Origin of the sequence: Sutcliffiella halmapala, from assembly GCF_002019665.1 — a bacterium.
Classification (GTDB): domain Bacteria; phylum Bacillota; class Bacilli; order Bacillales; family Bacillaceae_I; genus Sutcliffiella_A; species Sutcliffiella_A halmapala.
In genome coordinates, this window is record NZ_KV917375.1 from 4,453,888 (window position 1) to 4,476,501 (window position 22,614).

Here is a 22,614-nt window from a genome sequence, read left to right on the forward strand (position 1 = left end):
CCTCTGCATCAATATGCTATCCACTATTATAGCGAAAGTAACCGGAGAAAGAAAATAAATCCTTCTATAATTAGGTTGGCCAGATTGGAGAAATTGATTGGTCTCTTTTGCCTAGAGTACCTACTAAGCAAAAGGGTAGAAAAATGCAATTCCCATACAGTCCTTTTCTCAACCCAATAAAAAATCGGGGCTTTTCACACTTGAAAACCCTTCCAAAAATATATATTAGGAAAGATAAAGGATTTCGTAGTATTTTGTAGAATATTAAACCTCAATCATAAATAAATATTATTTGTGGCCAATATTATATTTAGGAGGGAAATTAATGCAATTGAAAGGTTTTATCTTTTTTTTCATTATCATCTTGGCATTAACAGGTTGTAGCAAAGGAGAAAGCGTTGGGTCAGAAAGTATAGAAGATGGACTCTCCGTTACATTTGAGAATCCAGATAACGAACAAAAATTTGAAATTATCCACGCCTACCAACTTTTTAACCCTTTTTACGAAGAATCTAAAAACATCCCAAAAGATGAACACTTAGATTTATATAAATCGAGTATCATTGACCCCGTCTACGATAAGTGCTTTAAAGATGGTGAATACGAGTTTCTAGCGGAATCCATACTAAACGAGGAACCGAAGAATCGCATAGCCATACAAGATGTAATCAAAAAAATCAATTTTACTTCTACAAACGATGCCATTAAAGATGCACTTATAAAATCTTCAAATCTACTCCCATCTGAGAAAGAAACCACCGTATGTGTATTTCCTACTAACGATAATTCGACATTAATGTTTACAGCTGGTTCCGGCAAAATAATTGTTTTATACAATAGAAATTACTCCAGCGACATCATCAAAGCTGGAATAGCTCACGAATACCACCACAGTGTATGGACTGAGAAACACCATACAAATGATTCCTTTACCGTTTTAGATAACCTTGTTTTCGAAGGTAAAGCAGTAATGTTCGAAAAAACCGTCTTCCCTAGTATTAATATAACCCAAATAGATGAAACCTTTAGACCAGACCAATGGGCAAAAATAGAAGGAGACCTCTCCAATACCGATGACACAAGAGCATTGCTCATCCTAAGAGGTAGCAAAGAAGGTTTCCCTAAACAATATGGATACAGCGAAGGATATAAAATGGTCCAAGCATACCTCGATGTTAATCCAGATGCTACTGTTGAAGAGTGGACAGGAAAGTCCGCGGATGAAATTTTTGAAGAAGGTAATTATCAAGCAAACTATCAATAATAGATAAATAGGATAGAAAAAGCGCTATTGAAAAGGGGCTGGGACAAAAGAATATTTTTTTAGTTTGGTTGTTTAAGTCTGATTTTTAGATAACCTAGCTGTTGATTGGAGCACAAGGCGAAGACTCCTGCGGGAGATAGCGTTTTGTGGAGACCCCACAGGCAAAGCCGAGGAGGCTCCACAAGCGCCCCGCGGAAAGCGAAGCCTAGTGCGGAAATCAACAGCGGTGTTTAACAGATCCTTTATAGTAAGGCTCTCTTTAGGTTAAATTCGTAAATGAAGCTGGGAATTTAATTTATGTCCCAGCCTCTTTTCCTTTTTTATAGCTAAATAACTATAGTTAAAATCCCTTTTATACAAATCCCTCCACTAAAAACAATTCCAGCAGATAAATAAATGTACGCCTCTGTTTTGTTTTTTAATTGCAAGTTATTAATTCCAAATAAAGCCATCGATATTCCTAAAATAAATATAGCAATATTGTAATTAATAAACACTGCCCCGATTGAAATTATGGCAGTTAACAGCCCCAAAAGTCTCATATAGTGTTTATACCTCTTCTCTTTAAAAGCTATAATACTACGATTTTACCATCTAAATCCATTATAGTATTCTCTTCTTTCACTAAACTTCCCGTTTCAACAGGATCAATTACTTAATCAGTCTTAGAAACTTAAAATCAAATACAAAAAAACCTTAGGATAAATTATTCCTAAGGTTTGGACAGTACATTTATATTTATACAATAAGACGAACTACCTTTAAAAATAGACAAAAAAAATACGAAACACATTGTTTCGTTGTAATAAAAATGGCGGTCCCGACCGGGATCGAACCGGCGATCTCCTGCGTGACAGGCAGGCATGTTAACCGCTACACCACGGGACCTATTTGGTTGCGGGGACAGGATTTGAACCTGCGACCTTCGGGTTATGAGCCCGACGAGCTACCAGACTGCTCCACCCCGCGATAATAATAACTAACCTTTGATTCTTATGCTCTTTTATACCGACTGTCCCGACCTCTGAAAGCATATTCATAGGTGTGAATCGATCGGTACAACTCGAAGTGATTACAAGAAGCTTGTGCTCGTTGCTCCACCCCGCGACAATAATATATATAGATTTTAGAAAAACTATATGCCTGGCAACGTCCTACTCTCACAGGGGGACAGCCCCCAACTACCATTGGCGCTGAAGAGCTTAACTTCCGTGTTCGGTATGGGAACGGGTGTGACCTCTTCGCTATCGCCACCAGACAAATATTATTATACTATAGTTTTTAGAAAAAAACAAGCATTTTTTGCTATATTCTTTCAAAACTAGATAACGTATTTTCATATCAAGATTCACTAAGTATCGTTCATTGTTTTTGGGTTAAGTCCTCGATCGATTAGTATTCGTCAGCTACACATGTCGCCACGCTTCCACCTCGAACCTATCTACCTGATCATCTTTCAGGGATCTTACTAGCCGAAGCTAAAGGAAATCTCATCTTGAGGGGGGCTTCATGCTTAGATGCTTTCAGCACTTATCCCGTCCGCACGTAGCTACCCAGCTATGCCTTTGGCAAGACAACTGGTACACCAGAGGTGCGTCCATCCCGGTCCTCTCGTACTAAGGACAGCTCCTCTCAAATTTCCTGCGCCCACGACGGATAGGGACCGAACTGTCTCACGACGTTCTGAACCCAGCTCGCGTACCGCTTTAATGGGCGAACAGCCCAACCCTTGGGACCGACTACAGCCCCAGGATGCGATGAGCCGACATCGAGGTGCCAAACCTCCCCGTCGATGTGGACTCTTGGGGGAGATAAGCCTGTTATCCCCGGGGTAGCTTTTATCCGTTGAGCGATGGCCCTTCCATGCGGAACCACCGGATCACTAAGCCCGACTTTCGTCCCTGCTCGACTTGTAGGTCTCGCAGTCAAGCTCCCTTGTGCCTTTACACTCTACGAATGATTTCCAACCATTCTGAGGGAACCTTTGGGCGCCTCCGTTACTCTTTAGGAGGCGACCGCCCCAGTCAAACTGCCCACCTGACACTGTCTCCCAGCCCGATAAGGGCTGCGGGTTAGAATTTCAATACAGCCAGGGTAGTATCCCACCGACGCCTCCACCGAAGCTAGCGCTCCGGCTTCTCAGGCTCCTACCTATCCTGTACAAGCTGTACCAAAATTCAATATCAGGCTACAGTAAAGCTCCACGGGGTCTTTCCGTCCTGTCGCGGGTAACCTGCATCTTCACAGGTACTATAATTTCACCGAGTCTCTGGTTGAGACAGTGCCCAGATCGTTACGCCTTTCGTGCGGGTCGGAACTTACCCGACAAGGAATTTCGCTACCTTAGGACCGTTATAGTTACGGCCGCCGTTTACTGGGGCTTCGGTTCAAAGCTTCGCTTGCGCTAACCTCTCCCCTTAACCTTCCAGCACCGGGCAGGCGTCAGCCCCTATACTTCGCCTTACGGCTTCGCAGAGACCTGTGTTTTTGCTAAACAGTCGCCTGGGCCTATTCACTGCGGCTCTCTCGGGCTTTAACACCCTAACAGAGCACCCCTTCTCCCGAAGTTACGGGGTCATTTTGCCGAGTTCCTTAACCAGAGTTCTCTCGCTCACCTTAGGATTCTCTCCTCGCCTACCTGTGTCGGTTTGCGGTACGGGCACCATACTCCTCGCTAGAGGCTTTTCTTGGCAGTGTGAAATCAGGAACTTCGGTACTATATTTCCCTCGCCATCACAGCTCAGCCTTATATGAGAAGCGGATTTGCCTACTTCTCAGCCTTGCTGCTTGGACGCGCATATCCAACAGCGCGCTTACCCTATCCTTCTGCGTCCCCCCATTGCTCAAACGGAGTGGAGGTGGTACAGGAATATCAACCTGTTATCCATCGCCTACGCCTTTCGGCCTCGGCTTAGGTCCCGACTAACCCTGAGCGGACGAGCCTTCCTCAGGAAACCTTAGGCATTCGGTGGAAGGGATTCTCACCCTTCTTTCGCTACTCATACCGGCATTCTCACTTCTAAGCGCTCCACCAGTCCTTCCGGTCTAGCTTCAACGCCCTTAGAACGCTCTCCTACCACTGTTCAAAGAACAGTCCGCAGCTTCGGTGATACGTTTAGCCCCGGTACATTTTCGGCGCAGAGTCACTCGACCAGTGAGCTATTACGCACTCTTTAAATGGTGGCTGCTTCTAAGCCAACATCCTGGTTGTCTAAGCAACTCCACATCCTTTTCCACTTAACGTATACTTTGGGACCTTAGCTGGCGGTCTGGGCTGTTTCCCTCTTGACTACGGATCTTATCACTCGCAGTCTGACTCCCATAGATAAGTCTTTGGCATTCGGAGTTTGACTGAATTCGGTAATCCGATGAGGACCCCTAGTCCAATCAGTGCTCTACCTCCAAGACTCTAACATATGAGGCTAGCCCTAAAGCTATTTCGGAGAGAACCAGCTATCTCCAGGTTCGATTGGCATTTCACCCCTACCCACACCTCATCCGCTCACTTTTCAACGTGAGTCGGTTCGGGCCTCCATTCAGTGTTACCTGAACTTCACCCTGGACATGGGTAGATCACCTGGTTTCGGGTCTACGACCACGTACTCATTCGCCCTATTCAGACTCGCTTTCGCTACGGCTCCGTCTCATCGACTTAACCTTGCACGGGATCGTAACTCGCCGGTTCATTCTACAAAAGGCACGCTATCACCCATTAACGGGCTCTAACTACTTGTAGGCACACGGTTTCAGGATCTATTTCACTCCCCTTCCGGGGTGCTTTTCACCTTTCCCTCACGGTACTGGTTCACTATCGGTCACTAGGGAGTATTTAGCCTTGGGAGATGGTCCTCCCTGCTTCCGACGGGATTTCTCGTGTCCCGCCGTACTCAGGATCCACTCAGGAGGGAACGAAGTTTCAACTACAGGGTTTTTACCTTCTACGACGGACCTTTCCAGGTCGCTTCATTTACCCCGTTCCTTTGTAACTCCATGTTGAGTGTCCTACAACCCCAAGAGGCAAGCCTCTTGGTTTGGGCTAATTCCGTTTCGCTCGCCGCTACTCAGGAAATCGCATTTGCTTTCTCTTCCTCCGGGTACTAAGATGTTTCAGTTCCCCGGGTCTGCCTTCAGTACCCTATGTATTCAGGTAAAGATACTACTCCATTACGAGTAGTGGGTTTCCCCATTCGGAAATCTCCGGATCAAAGCTTACTTACAGCTCCCCGAAGCATATCGGTGTTAGTCCCGTCCTTCATCGGCTCCTAGTGCCAAGGCATCCACCGTGCGCCCTTAATAACTTAACCGTTGACAAACTTAATTGTCGTGTTTTTCGATAACAGCGATGTTATCTAAAAGAAAATTACTAAGATGAACGATACTTGTGAATGTATCTTGATATTACTTACGTTATCTAGTTTTCAAAGAACATACATAGCGACTGATTTCCATCATATTAAGGAGGAATTTCAGTGCGTATATAATCATTTGAGAGAATGCTCTCTCAAAACTAAACAAAACAAACAGCGTCTTTTTCCTTAGAAAGGAGGTGATCCAGCCGCACCTTCCGATACGGCTACCTTGTTACGACTTCACCCCAATCATCTGTCCCACCTTAGGCGGCTGGCTCCAAAAGGTTACCCCACCGACTTCGGGTGTTACAAACTCTCGTGGTGTGACGGGCGGTGTGTACAAGGCCCGGGAACGTATTCACCGCGGCATGCTGATCCGCGATTACTAGCGATTCCGGCTTCATGCAGGCGAGTTGCAGCCTGCAATCCGAACTGAGAACGGTTTTCTGGGATTGGCTCGACCTCGCGGTTTTGCTGCCCTTTGTACCGTCCATTGTAGCACGTGTGTAGCCCAGGTCATAAGGGGCATGATGATTTGACGTCATCCCCACCTTCCTCCGGTTTGTCACCGGCAGTCACCTTAGAGTGCCCAACTGAATGCTGGCAACTAAGATCAAGGGTTGCGCTCGTTGCGGGACTTAACCCAACATCTCACGACACGAGCTGACGACAACCATGCACCACCTGTCACTCTGTCCCCCGAAGGGGAACGCCCTATCTCTAGGGTTGGCAGAGGATGTCAAGACCTGGTAAGGTTCTTCGCGTTGCTTCGAATTAAACCACATGCTCCACCGCTTGTGCGGGCCCCCGTCAATTCCTTTGAGTTTCAGTCTTGCGACCGTACTCCCCAGGCGGAGTGCTTAATGCGTTAGCTGCAGCACTAAAGGGCGGAAACCCTCTAACACTTAGCACTCATCGTTTACGGCGTGGACTACCAGGGTATCTAATCCTGTTTGCTCCCCACGCTTTCGCGCCTCAGTGTCAGTTACAGACCAGAAAGTCGCCTTCGCCACTGGTGTTCCTCCAAATCTCTACGCATTTCACCGCTACACTTGGAATTCCACTTTCCTCTTCTGCACTCAAGTTCCCCAGTTTCCAATGACCCTCCACGGTTGAGCCGTGGGCTTTCACATCAGACTTAAGAAACCACCTGCGCGCGCTTTACGCCCAATAATTCCGGACAACGCTTGCCACCTACGTATTACCGCGGCTGCTGGCACGTAGTTAGCCGTGGCTTTCTGGTTAGGTACCGTCAAGGTGCGAGCAGTTACTCTCGCACTTGTTCTTCCCTAACAACAGAGCTTTACGACCCGAAGGCCTTCATCACTCACGCGGCGTTGCTCCATCAGACTTTCGTCCATTGTGGAAGATTCCCTACTGCTGCCTCCCGTAGGAGTCTGGGCCGTGTCTCAGTCCCAGTGTGGCCGATCACCCTCTCAGGTCGGCTACGCATCGTTGCCTTGGTGAGCCGTTACCTCACCAACTAGCTAATGCGCCGCGGGCCCATCCATAAGCGATAGCCGAAACCATCTTTCAATAAAGAACCAGGAGGTTCTTTATATTATCCGGTATTAGCTCCGGTTTCCCGAAGTTATCCCAGTCTTAAGGGCAGGTTGCCCACGTGTTACTCACCCGTCCGCCGCTAACTTACAAAAGCAAGCTTTTGTAAGTCCGCTCGACTTGCATGTATTAGGCACGCCGCCAGCGTTCGTCCTGAGCCAGGATCAAACTCTCCAATAAAGAGTTTGAGCATTTGCTCAAAATTTAACTAGCTTGTGTTACTTTTTCGTTCTTTGTTAATCATTATAGATTAACGTGGACGCTGTTGTTTTGTTTAGTTTTCAAAGATCATTCGTAAATGTTTTATGGAGCGGGTGATGGGAATCGAACCCACGACATCAGCTTGGAAGGCTGAGGTTTTACCATTAAACTACACCCGCAATATTTCAAATCGGGAAGACAGGATTCGAACCTGCGACCCCTTGGTCCCAAACCAAGTGCTCTACCAAGCTGAGCTACTCCCCGTTCAATTTATATATTGGCGCGCCCGAGAGGACTCGAACCCCTAACCTTTTGATCCGTAGTCAAACGCTCTATCCAATTGAGCTACGGGCGCTAATTAAGTTTTTGTTGTTCGTCGTTGTTTAACAGCGACTCAACTATCATATCAAGTGTTCAACTTCATGTCAACACTTTTTTTATTTTTTTGAATTACATTTGAGAGGGTTGGAGATTTCACGGAATTAACCTTCCGTTTATCCTTGTCCTACTCGGATGAAAATTCTCAAGCGAAATCTACTGCTCAATGGCTTATCCGATTTCGTTAATCGCTACTTACTAACGGCGACTAGACTTATATTAAAGCATGAGGCTTAGTATGTCAACATTATATTTAAAAAAAGTTAAAACTTATTATAAAATACTCTTCCTACATAAGAAAACAAGGTTATTGCTCAGCAAGACCTACAATGAACCAGTAGTAATCAAGCGGTCGCAACCTCACTAATCCACTAAATAATCTGCATCAATGGTCTTCCTACTATTCATTCCTCTATGCAAAAGCTCTTTTTTAATCCCCCGTTCTAATTCACTTTTTTTAAACATACTTTACATATTTCTATTCTTATATACAGGCTTCTTTGTAGACAGTTAGAATTTCCACTTCATTAATTATTTTCATATATAATAGATAAGCCTTTAATTAAAACACCTCTTTCTTTTGGAGTTAACTCCTCATTCCATATTCCCGCCCAATTAGATCCCTTTATCAAAGCAAAGTAACCACCCTAAAAAAAACACATCCTAAGCAATAAAGTTTATATTCACTAGAAAAGAACAAACTTTGATTGTGCTCTCTTTCTGGGTTTTTAGCGATTCGAGGACTTTAATATTTTCTAGACAACAAAAAAGACCTCTACAAATGTAGAAGTCTTGAATTATATGTATTTGGTGCGGCCGAGAAGAGTCGAACTTCCACGGGGTTGCCCCCACTAGGCCCTCAACCTAGCGCGTCTGCCATTCCGCCACGACCGCATATATCGACTAAATATTGTATGGTGCGGGTGAAGGGACTCGAACCCCCACGTCAAGGACACTAGATCCTAAGTCTAGCGCGTCTGCCAATTCCGCCACACCCGCATTATATTAAATAGTAAGAATAAAATTGGCTGGGCTAGCTGGATTCGAACCAACGCATGTCGCAGTCAAAGTGCGATGCCTTACCGCTTGGCTATAGCCCAATGAATAATCATCATGAAGCTTCTTCCGTGAAATCACTTCATGAAATCACACCGCAGACATTATTTTGACTATTTCAGAAGGAAATAGACGAAATAATATCGACTCCGAAATTCCTGAAGAAAGTTTTAAATGCAGTACACATATAAATACATGCTACCATTTCAACTTCCCACAAAACCCTTTCCACCTAAAATTAGATGAACATAGGACCGAAGTCTCTATACGTAATAAACGAAATAAAATCGACTCCAAAATCTCAGAAGAAAGTTCTCGATAAAAAGGAAATCAATAGTTCTTTCTGGTGGAGGATGACGGGATCGAACCGCCGACCCCCTGCTTGTAAGGCAGGTGCTCTCCCAGCTGAGCTAATCCTCCAGGATAGAAATGGGAAGCAAAACAATATGTTCTGCATCCCACTTTGTAGTGACCCATACGGGATTCGAACCCGTGTTACCGCCGTGAAAGGGCGGTGTCTTAACCGCTTGACCAATGGGCCTTATTTATATGGCGGAGAAGGAGGGATTTGAACCCTCGCGCCGCTTACACGACCTACACCCTTAGCAGGGGCGCCTCTTCAGCCACTTGAGTACTTCCCCGAATATGGCTCCACCAGTAGGATTCGAACCTACGACCCTTCGGTTAACAGCCGAATGCTCTACCGCTGAGCTATGGTGGATTAATAATATAATATCCCTAACGTATTTTTCTGCACGGGTATATGAACGTCCCGATTTCAGAAGGAATACTCGAGATGCGGCTCAATCGGTACGCTGTAGATAAATCGAAGTTGATTATTCGATCGTGCTCTACCGCTGAGCTATGGTGGAATAATGTTACCGACTGTTTTAATTTTAATAAGCTTGTATTAAAAAGTCAAGTATTTTTATAATGATAAAAGATATAGCATATTGCCACTTCGTAAAACAGCGACTTTAATAAATTAACACAGATGTCAACAAACTGTCAATACGGTTCATCGACTTCCTTTAGTTCCCCTCTACATTTCCCACAACGGTATTTTTTCAAATTAACCCTTCTTACTCTTTTATACAGTAGGTGACAATCCTTACATTTGTAGAAACGGTAGCTACTTGGAGAACTAGCAGGCTTTTTAATAGGTGAACAAAATCTAGGTGCCCCTACTTTTTTTAATAATATTTTAAAATCTTGGTCTCTATGCTTGTACCCTAGACCTCTTTGATGAAGGTGGTAATGGCACAATTCATGTTTGACGATACCTAATAATTCATCCATCCCAAATACATCGTAGTATTTTTTATTTATCTCAATGTTTCCTGTGAAGGTTAAGTATCTTCCACCTGTAGTTTTTAGTCGAGGGTTAAAAGTAGCCCTATGGACAAAGGGAAGTTGAAAATAAGTTAACGAGATATCTTCAATTAATTGCTGCAACTGTTTGTCATCCATTTACTCATCTTCCTTTCCTTCGAACCAACACAAGTATACTGCATAAACTAGATACAAATAAACCTAAAGTTAGCTAATTAAGTCCAAAAGGAGGTATGATGTGTGCCCTCTTGGTTTAAAAAACAAATACAACGTGCTTATCTAGAAAAAGACAGATATCAAATTAAAATGCTCAATCAGTGTTGGTTTTTTTATTATAAAAGGAATGTGTAGCAACGATTAGTTTTATTATTAGCAGATCTAGAAAAAACTTAGATATACAAAAACCCCCTAGTTTTCAACCAAGCAAAACTAGGGGGTTCTTCTATTATACTTCTTGTTTTTCTGGAGTTAACATCGTGAGAGAGACTCTCCCTTTGTTCACTTCCACACCTTCTACCCACACAGTAACAATGTCTCCAACAGAGACAACATCGAGTGGATGTTTCACGAAACGGTTGCTTAGTTTAGATATATGTACTAGGCCGTCTTGTTTGACTCCAATATCAACAAATGCACCAAAGTCAACGACATTTCGGACCGTTCCTTCTAATTCCATTCCTTTTTTCAAGTCTTCTAGCTGTAAGACATCTTGCTTTAGTAATGGAGTTGGCATGTTATCTCGAGGATCTCGTTCGGGACGAATTAACGAACTGATAATATCCTGTAATGTTAGATCCCCAATACTTAGGTCTGCCGATAGCGTTTCTACGTTGACACCTTTTAAAGCCTCTTGCAGTTTTTCGCTACCAATTTCTTTTTCAGATACTCCGAGTTGTTTTAACAACTTTTTCACATCTGGATATGTTTCTGGGTGAATATCAGTACGGTCAAGTGGTTGTTTCCCGTCAATGATACGCAAGAAACCGATACACTGTTCATACGTTTTAGCACCTAATCTTGGAATTCCCTTTAATTCTGATCGACTTGTAAACTTCCCTTGTTCTTCCCGTTTTTTCACGATGTTATTAGCTACAGTTTTGGATAAACCTGCAACATATTGAAGAAGGGAGGACGAAGCTGTATTTACGTTCACTCCTACTTGGTTTACTACTGTTTCGACAACGAAATTAAGGGATTCTGCTAATCTTTTCTGCGTCACATCATGCTGATATTGACCAACACCTACTGATTTCGGATCTATTTTCACAAGCTCAGCAAGTGGATCTTGTAGTCGACGTGCAATAGAAACTGCACTTCTCTCTTCAACTTGAAGATTAGGAAACTCTTCTCTCGCTAGATCGGATGCAGAATATACACTTGCACCAGCCTCATTTACAATTAAGTAAGAGATACTTTGTCCACATTGCTGGATTACTTCGGCAATTAATTGCTCAGTTTCTCTTGAAGCTGTACCATTCCCTACCGCTACTACCTCGATCTTATATGTTTTAAGAACATCTAGTAACTTTTGAACAGCATCGGTTTTTTTATTGACTGGAGCATGCGGATAAATAACCCCGATGTATAAAACCTTTCCAATTTCATCAACCACTGCTAATTTACAGCCTGTTCGGTAGGCAGGATCGACTCCTAGAACTACCTTGCCTTTTAATGGTGGTTGCAGCAAAAGATTACGTAGATTCTCGGAAAAAATATGGATAGCTTGCTCTTCGGCCTTCTCCGTTAATTCTTTTCTTAATTCACGTTCGATTGCTGGTTCAATTAATCGTTTATAGCTATCTTCTACCGCTTCTTTAATAATCGCAGTTACTTGTGATTGTTCTTTTTTTATTAGTTGTCGGTTTAAATAAGTGATTATTTTATCTACAGGTGCTTTTATTGCAGCACGCAAGATTTCTTCTTTTTCTCCACGATTTACAGCAAGAATTCTATGAGGCAATACCTTATTAATTGGCTCTTCGTACTCATAATACATCGCATAAACTTGTTTTTCGTCTTTTTCTTCATTTTTAACAGTGGAGACGATTTGTCCCTGTTTAAATGTAAGCTCTCGGATATATTGACGATATGCCGCTTCATCAGAAATTGTCTCAGCGATGATATCATTAGCCCCTTCGATAACTTCTTCTATTGTTGCGACTTCTTTCTCTTCCGACAAGAACTCTTGAGCTTTCTCTTCTAATGTAGGGGATGCCGGAAAGCTTAATAACCATAATGCAAACGGCTCTAATCCTTTTTCCTTTGCTATGGTCGCTTTTGTACGGCGTTTTTGTTTATAAGGTCGATAGAGGTCCTCGACTTGTTGTAGCTTCGTTGATTTTAAGAGACTTGCTCGTAGCTCTTCTGTTAACTTACCTTGTTCCTCTATTAATCTAATGACTTCTTCTTTTCTATTTTCAAGGTTTTGTATGTATTGCCATTTTTCCATGATTGCTCTAATTTGAACTTCATCTAATGACCCTGTTTGTTCTTTTCGGTACCTTGCGATAAAAGGAACTGTATTCCCCTCTTCCAAAAGTGAAATTACCTTTTTGGCTTGTACCTTTGTGACTTCCACATCTTTTATAAGCAAATTGACTAACTGTTCGTTTTTTTCATTCCATTCCACGATCTTTTGCCTCCCAACATAAAGTCCCATCTTCTATTTTACCAAAGTTTATCAAAAAAAAGAAAAGGACCAACGATAATTCTCGTTAGCCCTTTTAAACTATTTTATGTTATTTCACCCGAAATGATTGTTACATCATCCATCCCAGCTGTAAAAATTGCTGCAATTTCTAGCAAGGAATTTGCAGATGGAATATCCTTAATGTATTTTCGTACAGAAGGAATATTCAACCCGTCAGAGTATACGAAAAACTTCATATTAGACGTAAAGGGAAATCGATGAGTTTTTATAATTTGAGGTTTACCAGATAAATAACCTTTTACCGGAAGGGGATAAATCAGCTTTTCTGACGGAGGGTAGAGGAAAAAGCGGATATTTCCTACACAACTGTACACTACCTCTTGATTATCATAGTCCACTTTTAGAACTGACACTGCAGCTCCCCGCTTATTTTTCATGGCTTCGTTACAAGCCTTCATAATCACTGAAACATCTTCCTTTTCGCTGACTTTAGCAGCAGAGATTACTGCTTGTGAAGCATCATGAGCAAATTCCCCACTACCTAAGCCGTCAGCTACCACACATATAAAATACTCATCTGTTGCATTAACATAATAGCTATCTCCACAAAAATACATTCCATTTTTCGGATTTTGATAGGCATTCACTTGCACTTTCTCATGCTTGAATTGTTCAATCATGAAAATATCTCCGCGCTAGAGTTGTCCGCTAGAAAGGCTTGTTTTAATTTCGTTAACGCTTTTCTTTGTAGCCTTGATACATGCATTTGTGAAATACCTAGCTTTTCGCCTGTTTCCTTCTGACTCATATTATGAAAGAATGTGCATTCTATTATTTGTTTTTCTCTCTCAGATAGCACATGGAAAATTTTCTTTAATAAAAGTTGCTGATCCACCTGTTCGAAACCGGAATCTTTATTTCCGACGATGTCCAGAATCGTTACCGTACTCCCATCCGAATCTGCCTCAATTGCATTATCAACAGATAGGGCTTGGTAGTTCTGACTCATCTCCATCGCTTCTAATACTTCTTCTTCTGTCACTTCAAGAAATTCGGCAATTTCAAATACTTTAGGTGAGCGCTGAAGTTCATTTGTCAGTTCTTCTACTGCCGATTTAATTTTCGGACCAATTTCTTTAATCCTGCGGGGAACATGGACGCTCCATGTCTTGTCCCTTAAGAATCTTTTAATCTCACCTATAATAGTCGGAACAGCAAATGCTTCGAAACTTCTTCCAAAGCTTGGGTCAAAACGCCTCATGGCCCCGAGCAATCCAATCATCCCTACTTGAGATAGATCTTCATGAAAGGCCTTTCCTCGTGAATACTTACGAGCGATGGATTCAACAAGTGCAGTATAATGCTCGACTAATTGCGATTGCGATACTTTACAGTTTTCAAGCTGGTACCGCTCTAATAGCATATTAACATCCAATTTATTGGACGGAGATTGATTCTGCATCCCTTTCCACCTGCTCTCCTTGTACATACTTTGTCATGAAGACTGTTACGCCTTGGTTACTATGCACTTTCACATCATCCATTAGCGTTTGGATTAAAAATAATCCTAATCCTCCTTCCGGCAAAGTCTCTACTGGTTGTGATTCTGTATAAGGGCCAAGCTCTTCTTTTACTTTATCGAAATCGAAACTTTTCCCATTATCGGCTACAACTAGTTCAAGTCGATCTTTGTAAATTCCAAATCCGATTCTAATATTTCCTTCTTCATCTTGCTTATAAGCATGGTCAACTGCATTTGTACATGCTTCACTGATAGCGATTTTTATGTCTTCTATTTCATCATAAGAAAATCCCATTCGATTTGCTACTCCAGATAAGGTAAGTCGAATTACTCCAACATATTCAGCCTTAGCTGGGAAAGCCATTTCTATATAATCATAAGCCCGGTTCATTGTTCCCCCACCTTTAGTGAACTTATTTAATTTCCATTATTCCTGCTAAACCAGTAATATCAAACAATCTTTTTAATCGATCAGAAAGTCCAATTAACCGAAAGACCCCATTATTTGTTTTTACTGTTTTAAAGAAACCTACAAACATCCCTAAACCTGTACTATCCATATAATTAACGTTCGTTAGATCAAACACGATTTCTCCACTGAAACCTTCTAGCATCGGGGCAACCTGTTCCTTAACCTTTGGAGCAGTATAGGCATCGATTTCCCCCTCTAATACAACTATCGTTTGGTTTAAATCTTCTTTTATTTGAATTTCCATATCCATAAACATCTTCACCTCAACATGAATTAGAATTCCATTTTTGGTTATCCCATTACTTAATACCCGATTTTCAAACTATTAAACATTTCTTTTTAAAATTATTAATGTAAAATCATCTCTTAATTGAAAATCTTGAATTTTTTCTAAATCCCGAAATACTAATTCCACTATCGCTTGTGGAGGTAAGTGGATATACGATCTAATTAAGTCAATTATTTTATCCACCTCAATAAACCCATCTTCTGTTCGGCATTCTGTTACACCATCCGAGAACAGAATAATCATATCGTTGACACAAATCTGCTTCTCGTACTGTTCGTATGTCGCATGTCGATCAATCCCCAGTACAAGCCCTCTTGCATCAAGCTCGTAGAATTCATCTGATTGAGCATCGTAATACAATGGCGGCTCATGACCTGCTGATGCAAAAGAAAATAGATGCTTCGTTAAATCATACATGCCGTAGAACATTGTGATAAACATACTAGCATCTACGTTCTGTTCCACCACTCTATTTAAATTACCAAGCACATAACTTGGTGCCACTCTTATATCCGGCAAACTATCCATCGCATATTTTATCATAGACATACACATAGCAGCCGGAATGCCTTTCCCTATGACATCCGCGATAGCAACACTAAACGAGTCATTTTCACTATGTACAAAATGATAATAATCTCCACTCATATGTTTAGCAGGTACACTTATAGCACCTATTTCCACACAATCCGTTTCTGGTATTTTTGTTTCTAACAGTGTTTGCTGCACATTAGCCGCAATTTCAATTTCTGTTTGAATTTCTTGTTGACGGTGACGCAAACTTTGATGTTCTCGATAAGCAATGCCGTATCCAATCATTACTTCAAGCAAAAAATCAAGTGAATGCAAAATATCTTCCGGAATATCTGGAGATAAATGTTGAAGCATCCCTTTATGAACACTTATTATTTCTTCTGGAGAGACCTTTTCTGCAAGTAATTTACGACTAAATTCTTGCCCCTTATACAGGGCTTCTTCCGATTGTCGGTTTAAATAAGCCGACAAAATCTCTTTATATTTTGTTTCTAGTTCCTCATAATTCATGGGTTACCCTCCCTTTAACGAACCCACTTTACAGCATCGATAGTCGTCCCTCGACCAGATTCCGAGTCGATTTGGAATGAATCCATTAACCGCTTCACACCAGGTAATCCAGCTCCTAGTCCACCTGATGTGGAAAATCCATCTTCCATCACTTGCCTTATATCGGTAATTCCAGGTCCATCATCTGTAGCAATAACTCTCAGTCCTGTTTTTCCATATTCTCTCATCTCTTCGATGCAAATTTGACCTGTGCCTGCATATAAATATATATTTCTCGCCAATTCCGAAATAGCTGTCGTAATTCTTGCTTGGTCTACTGTTCCGAAACCTAATTCTTTGGCAACATTCCTGCCCATTTGTCTGGCAGCTACAATGTCCCATTCGTTTCTTATTTTTACACAGGATTGGACAGTCATTTTTTACTCCCCCAGTTCCTGTTGTAATTTCTCCAGACCTTTTTCTAAATCTAGTGCTGTAAAAACCTCGTCCAACTGAATACCTAATTCAACTAACGTTATGGCCACAGCAGGTTGGATTCCAGTTAATACAACTTGTGCACCCATTAGTTTTGACATACTGATTACATCCCCAAGGACTTTAGCAATGAACGAGTCAATCATATCAACAGACGTTAAGTCAATTACCACTCCATTTGCCCCTGTTTCATGGATTCGATTTAGAAGATCTTCTTGAAATTGTAAGGCTGTTTGGTCATCTAATTCCCATTGAATAGAAATAAGAAGACAGTTATAAAGCTTTAATATTGGAATTCTCACTCAGGATCCCCCACAGTCACAATTTTTCTATTCGTAATTTCTAATGCAGTTTCAATACCTTTTTTCAAGGAGTTCTTCGTAATAATCTGATCAAGATTAATACCTAAGTTGACAATGGTTTGCGCAATCTCTGGTCGGATACCTACTAGTAAACATCTTGCTCCTACTAAACGAACAGCTTCTGCAGCTTGAATAATGTGGTGTGCAACCATCGTGTCTACAACAGGAACTCCTGTAATGTCAATTAGAACTACTTCTGCACGATGCTTTACGACACCTTGCAATAAATTTTCCATGATTTGTCTAGCGCGTTCCGTATCAATCGTTCCCACTAGTGGCATCACTGAAATCTTGTCAAACACAGGAATTAAAGGTGCAGCTAATTCTTGAAGGGCAATTTTTTGCATCGATACCGTATGCTCCCAAGTACCTGTATACGTCTTTACAATCTCATTATTAACAGGACGGAGCCATTTATCAAATTCATACATTAAAGCCAGTTTCTGCGTATCATTTTTATCTTCTGCCATGCTTTCAAAAACTAATTTTCCGAACAACGTAAGGCCTTCGGTTACATATAGAAGCGGCCAGCCAAAACGAACGATTTTTTCAGCAAAATCTGTTAACTTTGTAGACAGGTCATCAATATCGATGCTGATATTATTAAGCAATAAATTAATGTATTCACGACTTGTGCTTAAATAGACCTTGTCAGAAATTGCCTTATACTCTTTCTTCTCACCAATTTTGTCCATACCTTCAATCCAATCATTGAAGATAGATTCTCGATTTTTTTCAATGTAACTAAGTATATCTCGATTCATTTTCCTGGCTCCTTTTTAGGTGAATAATTAATAAATTCGACAATAAAATAATAATTCCGCTATTTATATCATAAATTTATATAATTTCCCCTGTCAAATATGTTCCATTACGCCTTATTTAAAATCGCGGTTTCATTTACCTATAATTCGTGGTATTAAAGAAGGAAGTTAACGCTAAGAAGAATTTTAGAAGTCTTATGGTAATAATACATAAAATAGAAATTAAAAAAGCTACTCACTCTTTTGTGAATAGCTTTTAATAAGAATCTCTTCTTAAACTTTACTGGATTAAATTAAATGATCTTAAGATGGGATGCTTCGAAATACGGGATAATTCGCGTATAAACAATAGTTCGAAAATAACCCTCAAACGAAAAAATACAAAATATTAGAAGTCAATAAGTCCTAAACTTATTTGAAGCGCCTCATCCACTTTGTCCATCATTTCCTCATCAAGATGAGTTATTTTGTCCGTCAATCTCTGTTTATCAATTGTTCTAATTTGTTCGAGCAAGATAACCGAGTCACGTTCAAAACCATAGCGCTTTGCATCGATTTCTACATGGGTAGGAAGTTTGGCTTTCTGAATTTGAGCAGTAATTGCAGCTACAATAACGGTCGGGCTAAAGCGATTTCCTATATCATTTTGGATGACAAGTACTGGTCGAACGCCTCCTTGCTCAGACCCAACTACCGGGGATAAATCAGCAAAATAAACGTCACCGCGTTTGACAATCAAATGATTACCCCCCGCTAACTAAGCGTTCAACCGTATGCTCCGCCTCATATTCTGCAAGAAAAGCTTCAGATGCAATGTTTAAATTAATTTTAGACATTTCCATGTAGCCACGTCTCATGGACTCGCGAATTTGACGCTTTTTTCGCTCGCGAAGATACATCTTTGTTGCTTGATAGATTAATTCGTTTCGATTGCCGTTTTCTTGTTTTACCAAACCATCTAACTCCGATACTAAGTTTTGAGGTAATCGAATTAAGATTTCAGTTGTTGCGCTGGATTCAGACACAGCATACACCTCCAAGAACTACAGACACATATAATACTATTCCATATTCCATAATACCATCAATGCTAGAAATTGCAAAGTCAATTTGCTGAATTCCTCTCTATTATCACATCAATTAAACTTTTTTATGCAGAATCTTACCTTTTATCCATTATTAGTTTGTCTTGCAAATAATTTCTCACTTCCATTATACTCCTGTTTCTTAAAAACATGCGTGGAACCCTGTAACTTATCATACAAGGGATTTCATAGTTTATTGTCTCTAACCTTTTGGCAACGTCATTAGAACTAATTTCTAACCCTTTTTGCTTTCCTATTAGTGTAACGACCGTTCCCAAAGGAAGTTCATAAGGTAACTTAATCATAAATTGATCCATGCAAACTCTACCAACTATTGGCGCAAGCTTACCATCAACAAGAACATCCATTCCTTGTAGCTTACGAATCCACCCATCAGCGTATCCAACTGGCACAGTACCTATCCATTCTTCCTCATTTGTTTTATAGGTTCCTCCATAACTAACCTGTTCCCCTTTTGGTAATTTTTTTACATGCACAAGTTTCGTATGGAGAGAAAAAGCCTCCTTTAGTTTAAATGGTAAGGTTGGAATCATTTCAGGAGAAGGTGTCAGCCCATACATCGCAATCCCTAGTCGAACCGCATTAAATATTCTTCCTGGAAACCTTAATGTGGTAGCGCTATTACCACAGTGTATCATTGGAGGAGAAATCAACTGTTGAATCTCATGTAATAATTCAGAAAACCGCTCAAACTGCGTTTCTACATACCTTGATTGTAATTCATCCGCTGTTGCAAAATGAGTATAAACCCCCTCAAGCAAGAAGCAATCTGACTTCATTATTAGGCTAACTACATCTAATACCTCATTTTTTGTTCGAGCTCCAATTCTCCCCATACCCGTGTCTAACTTTAAGTGTAAACGGACTTGTTTATTCCCTTTATATATTCTTTCCGCTTCTTGCAACCACTCTTTTTGAAAGACAGTTAACGTAATATTCTCCTTCGCAGCAAGCCCAACATCACTCATCCGCGAAGCACCCATTACTAAAATAGGCGCCTTGATACCTTGCCTTCTCAAAGAAATTGCCTCATCCAAAAAGGAAACAGCTAAATAACTTGCACCCGCTTCTAGCGCCACATTCGCAACTTGAGCATCCCCATGACCATATGCATTCGCCTTCACCACAGCTATAACCGAAACATCCTCAGTTACATGCTTTTGTATCGCACTAACATTCTCATAAATACAATCTAAATCAACCTCGACCCAAGTATCACGATGAAAGCTCTCCATATCCCAAAGCACTCCCCTAACCAATATCAAAATTCTCCCTATATCATAGCGAAAAACACCCGAAATGTCATGAAACACTACTCCTAAAACAAAAAAATACAGGCCCCCTAAGAGCCTGCTTTCCTCATGAACATATGCTATTTAACTGCAGCACCCTGTACAGAACGTGCAACCATCATCATTTCATCTTGGGATAAATCTTGTGAAGCTAAAGTGAAATCTACCCCTTGGTAGTGCCAAGTGAGTGTATTTTCTGTTAAAGCACCTACTGTAAATCCTAAATCCACTGGCTCACCACTAATAAAGGAGGATGTACTAACATCTGAATAGCGAGCCCTTTCTTGGACAAGAGTGAAAGATTTATCTCCACTAAACGTCGTAACAACTCGTTTACCGTTCTCTGTCGCCACTTCTTTTTGTTCCTTCATTTCACTACCTGCTGGAATATCACCAGGAATCATTACACTAAATGCATTATCTTTCTCATCGCTTACTTGGCCAGATGTCGGAAGCTCCAACTGAGCACCTGTCATGTTTTTCTTCACATCAAACGCATCTCCGTCAAAGCTAGCGTCGAATTTAAAACCCGAAAATTCAACTAATACCAAAGGCTTTTTATCTGGATCCATTACTTTCACACTGACAGGAGATAAGTCCTTTTTATTTAAGGTGATTTCTTGTGTAGGCAATAGCTTATTGTTTTGATAATTTGTTTTCGTCTCAAACACATAGTGCTCTTCTGTCGCCGTAAACGTGGCGTCTGGATCTTTATTAATATCATTAATTAATGATTCATAAAGATACGCTTGGCTACTATTTTGTGGCCACTCACTATGAAAACGGAAACTTTTATTAAGTGCTGGCGTTAAAACAAACACACCTTCTTCGTTACGAATGATAATTTGACTCTGATCCTTTTGTGCATTTTTCAGATTAACTCGATAAAGTGCAGGTTTTTTATGACCGATTTGCACTTCATACACTTGTGGCTCCGCACCTGTTTGTAGCGTCATTTTCGCATTAGATTCATAGCTCTTCATCTCTTCTACCTTTTTACCTAATGCTGTTGTTACATCTTCTTTCGATTTTGTGCCGCACCCAGCAAGAACAAGGATACTCACAATACTCACCATTAACAAAAGCCATGCTTTTCTCAATTTTTTCATCCCCTTTGCCTTAATTACATGATTGTTTTAGAGAAAAGTGAGAATGTAGAGATAACAGTTGATACCTCTTACTTGTACACCTTGTCTCCTTTCTGAACTATGTATATGAGGCAAGCTTTGGGAATATGCAGACTAGCTTTCTAAGCTTTCAATAATTACGTGAGCAATTGCATAGTGCTCGCTATGTGAAATCGATAAATGGACATTGCTAGAAATAGGTCTTGTGAAAAACGGTTTCCCCTTCTCAGTAGTAGCAATATTCATATCTTGAAAACTTAAATCTTTGCCAATTCCTGTACCGTACGCCTTAGAAAATGCTTCTTTCGCTGAGAAACGTCCAGCAAGATACTCTACTTTTCTTTTATCACCTAAAACTTCAAATTGTGTTTTCTCCTCTGGAGTCAGCACACGATCCACAAAACTAGACTGTCGATTCATTAACTTTCCGATGCGCTCTATTTCAACTATGTCGATTCCTGTTCCAATAATCATACAATGACCAACCTTTCACATATACTATTTAAAAACACCAAACTCATAATTAGATCTAGCATGATAATTTTAGATACCCCTACCTCTGCAAAAGACTTTTATAAACCGTCATGGTACTCTTACATTAGAAGGAGTGAGAAACATGTTTGTCCGAACGGAAAATTTTCGTACTTTCACAAAATTATATCCTATTATTACCACAATCGCGGCGATACATCTAGTCTTATGGACGAGCGTCCAATTCACTGATTTTTTCAGAGATCTAACTATTGGAAACAACTATCTCATCTGGAATGGGGAATATTGGAGACTTATTACACCGATTTTCTTACACGTTTCCCTGACCCACTTACTTTTCAACACTCTTTCCCTCGTACTCTTCGGCCCCGGTCTTGAAAGAATGCTTGGAAGGGGAAAATTCATCCTTATCTATCTACTCGGAGGAATTTTAGCCAATATCGCCACTCTTTTATTAGCACCAGTATTATATTCACATTTAGGAGCTTCCGGCGCAATCTTTGCCCTATTTGGTGTTTATTTGTATATGGTATTCTTCCGTCCTGACTTGATAAGTAATGCTAATTCTCAAATCATCCTTATAATCCTAGGTATTTCGCTAGTGATGACCTTTTTCACACACAACGTTAATATTTATGCCCATTTATTTGGTTTCTTGGCTGGGACTATTTTAGCTCCATTTTTCTTAGGAAAAGGAAATAAAACTTTCAACCGTTCTCTAAGTCAAATTTTCCCGAATATTAGACGTACCACACACCAAACCAGCAAAGGGCAATCGATTATCTGGGTAGTCCTTATAGCACTTGTTCTAATAGGTATTATTTCTAGATTTGTATAAAAAATAAAATGGAGGTACTCAATATGATTCTATTGAGTACCT

At 40.8% G+C, this 22,614-nt stretch carries 19 protein-coding genes, 12 tRNA genes and 3 rRNA genes; 3 read left to right on the forward strand and 31 right to left on the reverse strand.

Translation table 11 applies throughout. The features are described from left to right. Positions 1-325 precede the first annotated feature (325 nt). Positions 326-1,264 (forward strand): DUF2268 domain-containing putative Zn-dependent protease, encoded by a 939-nt coding sequence (locus tag BK580_RS21890; protein WP_078382384.1) that lies wholly within the window; start codon positions 326-328, stop codon positions 1,262-1,264. A 326-nt stretch (positions 1,265-1,590) separates the two neighbouring features. Here BK580_RS21890 and BK580_RS21895 read toward each other — a convergent pair whose 3' ends face one another. From BK580_RS21895 to BK580_RS21975, 17 genes are all read right to left on the reverse strand, one after another. Next, complete coding sequence (locus tag BK580_RS21895) at positions 1,591-1,806, reverse strand: hypothetical protein (protein WP_078382385.1); 216 nt, start codon at positions 1,804-1,806, stop codon at positions 1,591-1,593. Positions 1,807-2,076: 270 nt separating this feature from the next. Further along, positions 2,077-2,152 (reverse strand) — tRNA-Asp (locus BK580_RS21900). Positions 2,153-2,156: 4 nt separating this feature from the next. Continuing rightward, positions 2,157-2,233, reverse strand: a tRNA-Met gene (locus tag BK580_RS21905). 172 nt (positions 2,234-2,405) lie between these two features. Further along, a 5S ribosomal RNA gene (rrf, locus tag BK580_RS21910) occupies positions 2,406-2,522 on the reverse strand. Positions 2,523-2,636: 114 nt separating this feature from the next. Continuing rightward, positions 2,637-5,568 (reverse strand): 23S ribosomal RNA (locus tag BK580_RS21915). Between the two features lie 235 nt (positions 5,569-5,803). Continuing rightward, positions 5,804-7,353 (reverse strand): 16S ribosomal RNA (locus BK580_RS21920). The 16S, 23S and 5S rRNA genes sit together here with 5 tRNA genes alongside, the layout of an rRNA operon. Before the next feature lie 126 nt (positions 7,354-7,479). Further along, positions 7,480-7,553, reverse strand: a tRNA-Gly gene (locus BK580_RS21925). A gap of 11 nt (positions 7,554-7,564) precedes the next feature. Further along, positions 7,565-7,638: transfer RNA gene (locus tag BK580_RS21930), tRNA-Pro, on the reverse strand. Positions 7,639-7,652: 14 nt separating this feature from the next. Continuing rightward, a tRNA-Arg gene (locus BK580_RS21935) sits at positions 7,653-7,729 on the reverse strand. Positions 7,730-8,560: 831 nt separating this feature from the next. Beyond that, positions 8,561-8,646, reverse strand: a tRNA-Leu gene (locus tag BK580_RS21940). Positions 8,647-8,667: 21 nt separating this feature from the next. After that, a tRNA-Leu gene (locus tag BK580_RS21945) sits at positions 8,668-8,751 on the reverse strand. A gap of 26 nt (positions 8,752-8,777) precedes the next feature. Next, positions 8,778-8,852, reverse strand: a tRNA-Gln gene (locus BK580_RS21950). Between the two features lie 300 nt (positions 8,853-9,152). Further along, positions 9,153-9,228, reverse strand: a tRNA-Val gene (locus BK580_RS21955). Positions 9,229-9,277: 49 nt separating this feature from the next. Further along, positions 9,278-9,349: transfer RNA gene (locus tag BK580_RS21960), tRNA-Glu, on the reverse strand. Positions 9,350-9,358: 9 nt separating this feature from the next. Further along, positions 9,359-9,449, reverse strand: a tRNA-Ser gene (locus tag BK580_RS21965). A 5-nt stretch (positions 9,450-9,454) separates the two neighbouring features. After that, a tRNA-Asn gene (locus BK580_RS21970) sits at positions 9,455-9,529 on the reverse strand. 287 nt (positions 9,530-9,816) lie between these two features. Then, positions 9,817-10,278, reverse strand: a complete 462-nt coding sequence (locus tag BK580_RS21975; RefSeq protein WP_078382386.1) for a SprT family protein — start codon at positions 10,276-10,278, stop codon at positions 9,817-9,819. 102 nt (positions 10,279-10,380) lie between these two features. Here BK580_RS21975 and cmpA point away from each other — a divergent pair, with 102 nt between their 5' ends. Then, positions 10,381-10,491: a cortex morphogenetic protein CmpA gene (cmpA, locus tag BK580_RS23430; RefSeq protein WP_139364950.1), complete on the forward strand. Its 111-nt coding sequence runs from the start codon at positions 10,381-10,383 to the stop codon at positions 10,489-10,491. 94 nt (positions 10,492-10,585) lie between these two features. Here the strand turns inward: cmpA and BK580_RS21980 are convergent, their stop codons facing one another. The 14 genes from BK580_RS21980 to acpS all read right to left on the reverse strand — a co-directional run bounded on the left by BK580_RS21980 (position 10,586) and on the right by acpS (position 21,716). Beyond that, complete coding sequence (locus tag BK580_RS21980; RefSeq protein WP_211279059.1) at positions 10,586-12,799, reverse strand: Tex family protein; 2,214 nt, start codon at positions 12,797-12,799, stop codon at positions 10,586-10,588. A gap of 74 nt (positions 12,800-12,873) precedes the next feature. Next, positions 12,874-13,470 carry a PP2C family serine/threonine-protein phosphatase gene (locus BK580_RS21985; RefSeq protein ID WP_078382387.1) on the reverse strand — a complete coding sequence of 199 codons (597 nt, stop codon included), beginning with the start codon at positions 13,468-13,470 and terminating at the stop codon, positions 12,874-12,876. Then, positions 13,467-14,252, reverse strand: a complete 786-nt coding sequence (gene sigB / locus BK580_RS21990) for an RNA polymerase sigma factor SigB (protein WP_078382388.1) — start codon at positions 14,250-14,252, stop codon at positions 13,467-13,469. Before sigB ends, BK580_RS21985 begins: the two co-directional genes overlap by 4 nt. Beyond that, positions 14,227-14,703, reverse strand: a complete 477-nt coding sequence (rsbW, locus tag BK580_RS21995) for an anti-sigma B factor RsbW (protein ID WP_078382389.1) — start codon at positions 14,701-14,703, stop codon at positions 14,227-14,229. Before rsbW ends, sigB begins: the two co-directional genes overlap by 26 nt. Before the next feature lie 22 nt (positions 14,704-14,725). Beyond that, the gene (locus tag BK580_RS22000) at positions 14,726-15,034 is read right to left on the reverse strand and encodes an STAS domain-containing protein (RefSeq protein ID WP_078382390.1); all 309 of its coding nucleotides are present in this window, start codon (positions 15,032-15,034) and stop codon (positions 14,726-14,728) included. Between the two features lie 75 nt (positions 15,035-15,109). Further along, complete coding sequence (locus BK580_RS22005) at positions 15,110-16,117, reverse strand: PP2C family protein-serine/threonine phosphatase (RefSeq protein ID WP_078382391.1); 1,008 nt, start codon at positions 16,115-16,117, stop codon at positions 15,110-15,112. 14 nt (positions 16,118-16,131) lie between these two features. After that, positions 16,132-16,533 carry an anti-sigma regulatory factor gene (locus BK580_RS22010; protein ID WP_078382392.1) on the reverse strand — a complete coding sequence of 134 codons (402 nt, stop codon included), beginning with the start codon at positions 16,531-16,533 and terminating at the stop codon, positions 16,132-16,134. Positions 16,534-16,536: 3 nt separating this feature from the next. After that, positions 16,537-16,893, reverse strand: coding sequence for an STAS domain-containing protein (locus BK580_RS22015; RefSeq protein ID WP_078382393.1), 357 nt, complete (start codon positions 16,891-16,893; stop codon positions 16,537-16,539). Then, on the reverse strand, positions 16,890-17,717 hold the full coding sequence (locus tag BK580_RS22020) for an RsbT co-antagonist protein RsbRA (RefSeq protein ID WP_078382394.1): 828 nt from the start codon (positions 17,715-17,717) through the stop codon (positions 16,890-16,892). The genes BK580_RS22015 and BK580_RS22020 overlap by 4 nt, the downstream gene beginning before the upstream one ends. A 388-nt stretch (positions 17,718-18,105) precedes the next feature. Then, positions 18,106-18,456: a type II toxin-antitoxin system endoribonuclease NdoA gene (gene ndoA, locus BK580_RS22025; RefSeq protein ID WP_010195163.1), complete on the reverse strand. Its 351-nt coding sequence runs from the start codon at positions 18,454-18,456 to the stop codon at positions 18,106-18,108. Positions 18,457-18,460: 4 nt separating this feature from the next. Beyond that, positions 18,461-18,742, reverse strand: a complete 282-nt coding sequence (locus BK580_RS22030; protein WP_078382395.1) for a CopG family ribbon-helix-helix protein — start codon at positions 18,740-18,742, stop codon at positions 18,461-18,463. A gap of 137 nt (positions 18,743-18,879) precedes the next feature. Next, positions 18,880-20,058 carry an alanine racemase gene (gene alr, locus BK580_RS22035; protein ID WP_078382872.1) on the reverse strand — a complete coding sequence of 393 codons (1,179 nt, stop codon included), beginning with the start codon at positions 20,056-20,058 and terminating at the stop codon, positions 18,880-18,882. Positions 20,059-20,195: 137 nt separating this feature from the next. After that, the gene (locus BK580_RS22040; RefSeq protein ID WP_078382396.1) at positions 20,196-21,215 is read right to left on the reverse strand and encodes an outer membrane lipoprotein-sorting protein; all 1,020 of its coding nucleotides are present in this window, start codon (positions 21,213-21,215) and stop codon (positions 20,196-20,198) included. A gap of 141 nt (positions 21,216-21,356) precedes the next feature. Continuing rightward, on the reverse strand, positions 21,357-21,716 hold the full coding sequence (gene acpS, locus BK580_RS22045) for a holo-ACP synthase (RefSeq protein ID WP_078382397.1): 360 nt from the start codon (positions 21,714-21,716) through the stop codon (positions 21,357-21,359). 142 nt (positions 21,717-21,858) lie between these two features. On the opposite strand from acpS, the gene BK580_RS22050 reads away from it, so the two are divergent. Then, positions 21,859-22,572 (forward strand): rhomboid family intramembrane serine protease, encoded by a 714-nt coding sequence (locus BK580_RS22050; RefSeq protein ID WP_078382398.1) that lies wholly within the window; start codon positions 21,859-21,861, stop codon positions 22,570-22,572. Positions 22,573-22,614: the final 42 nt, after the last annotated feature.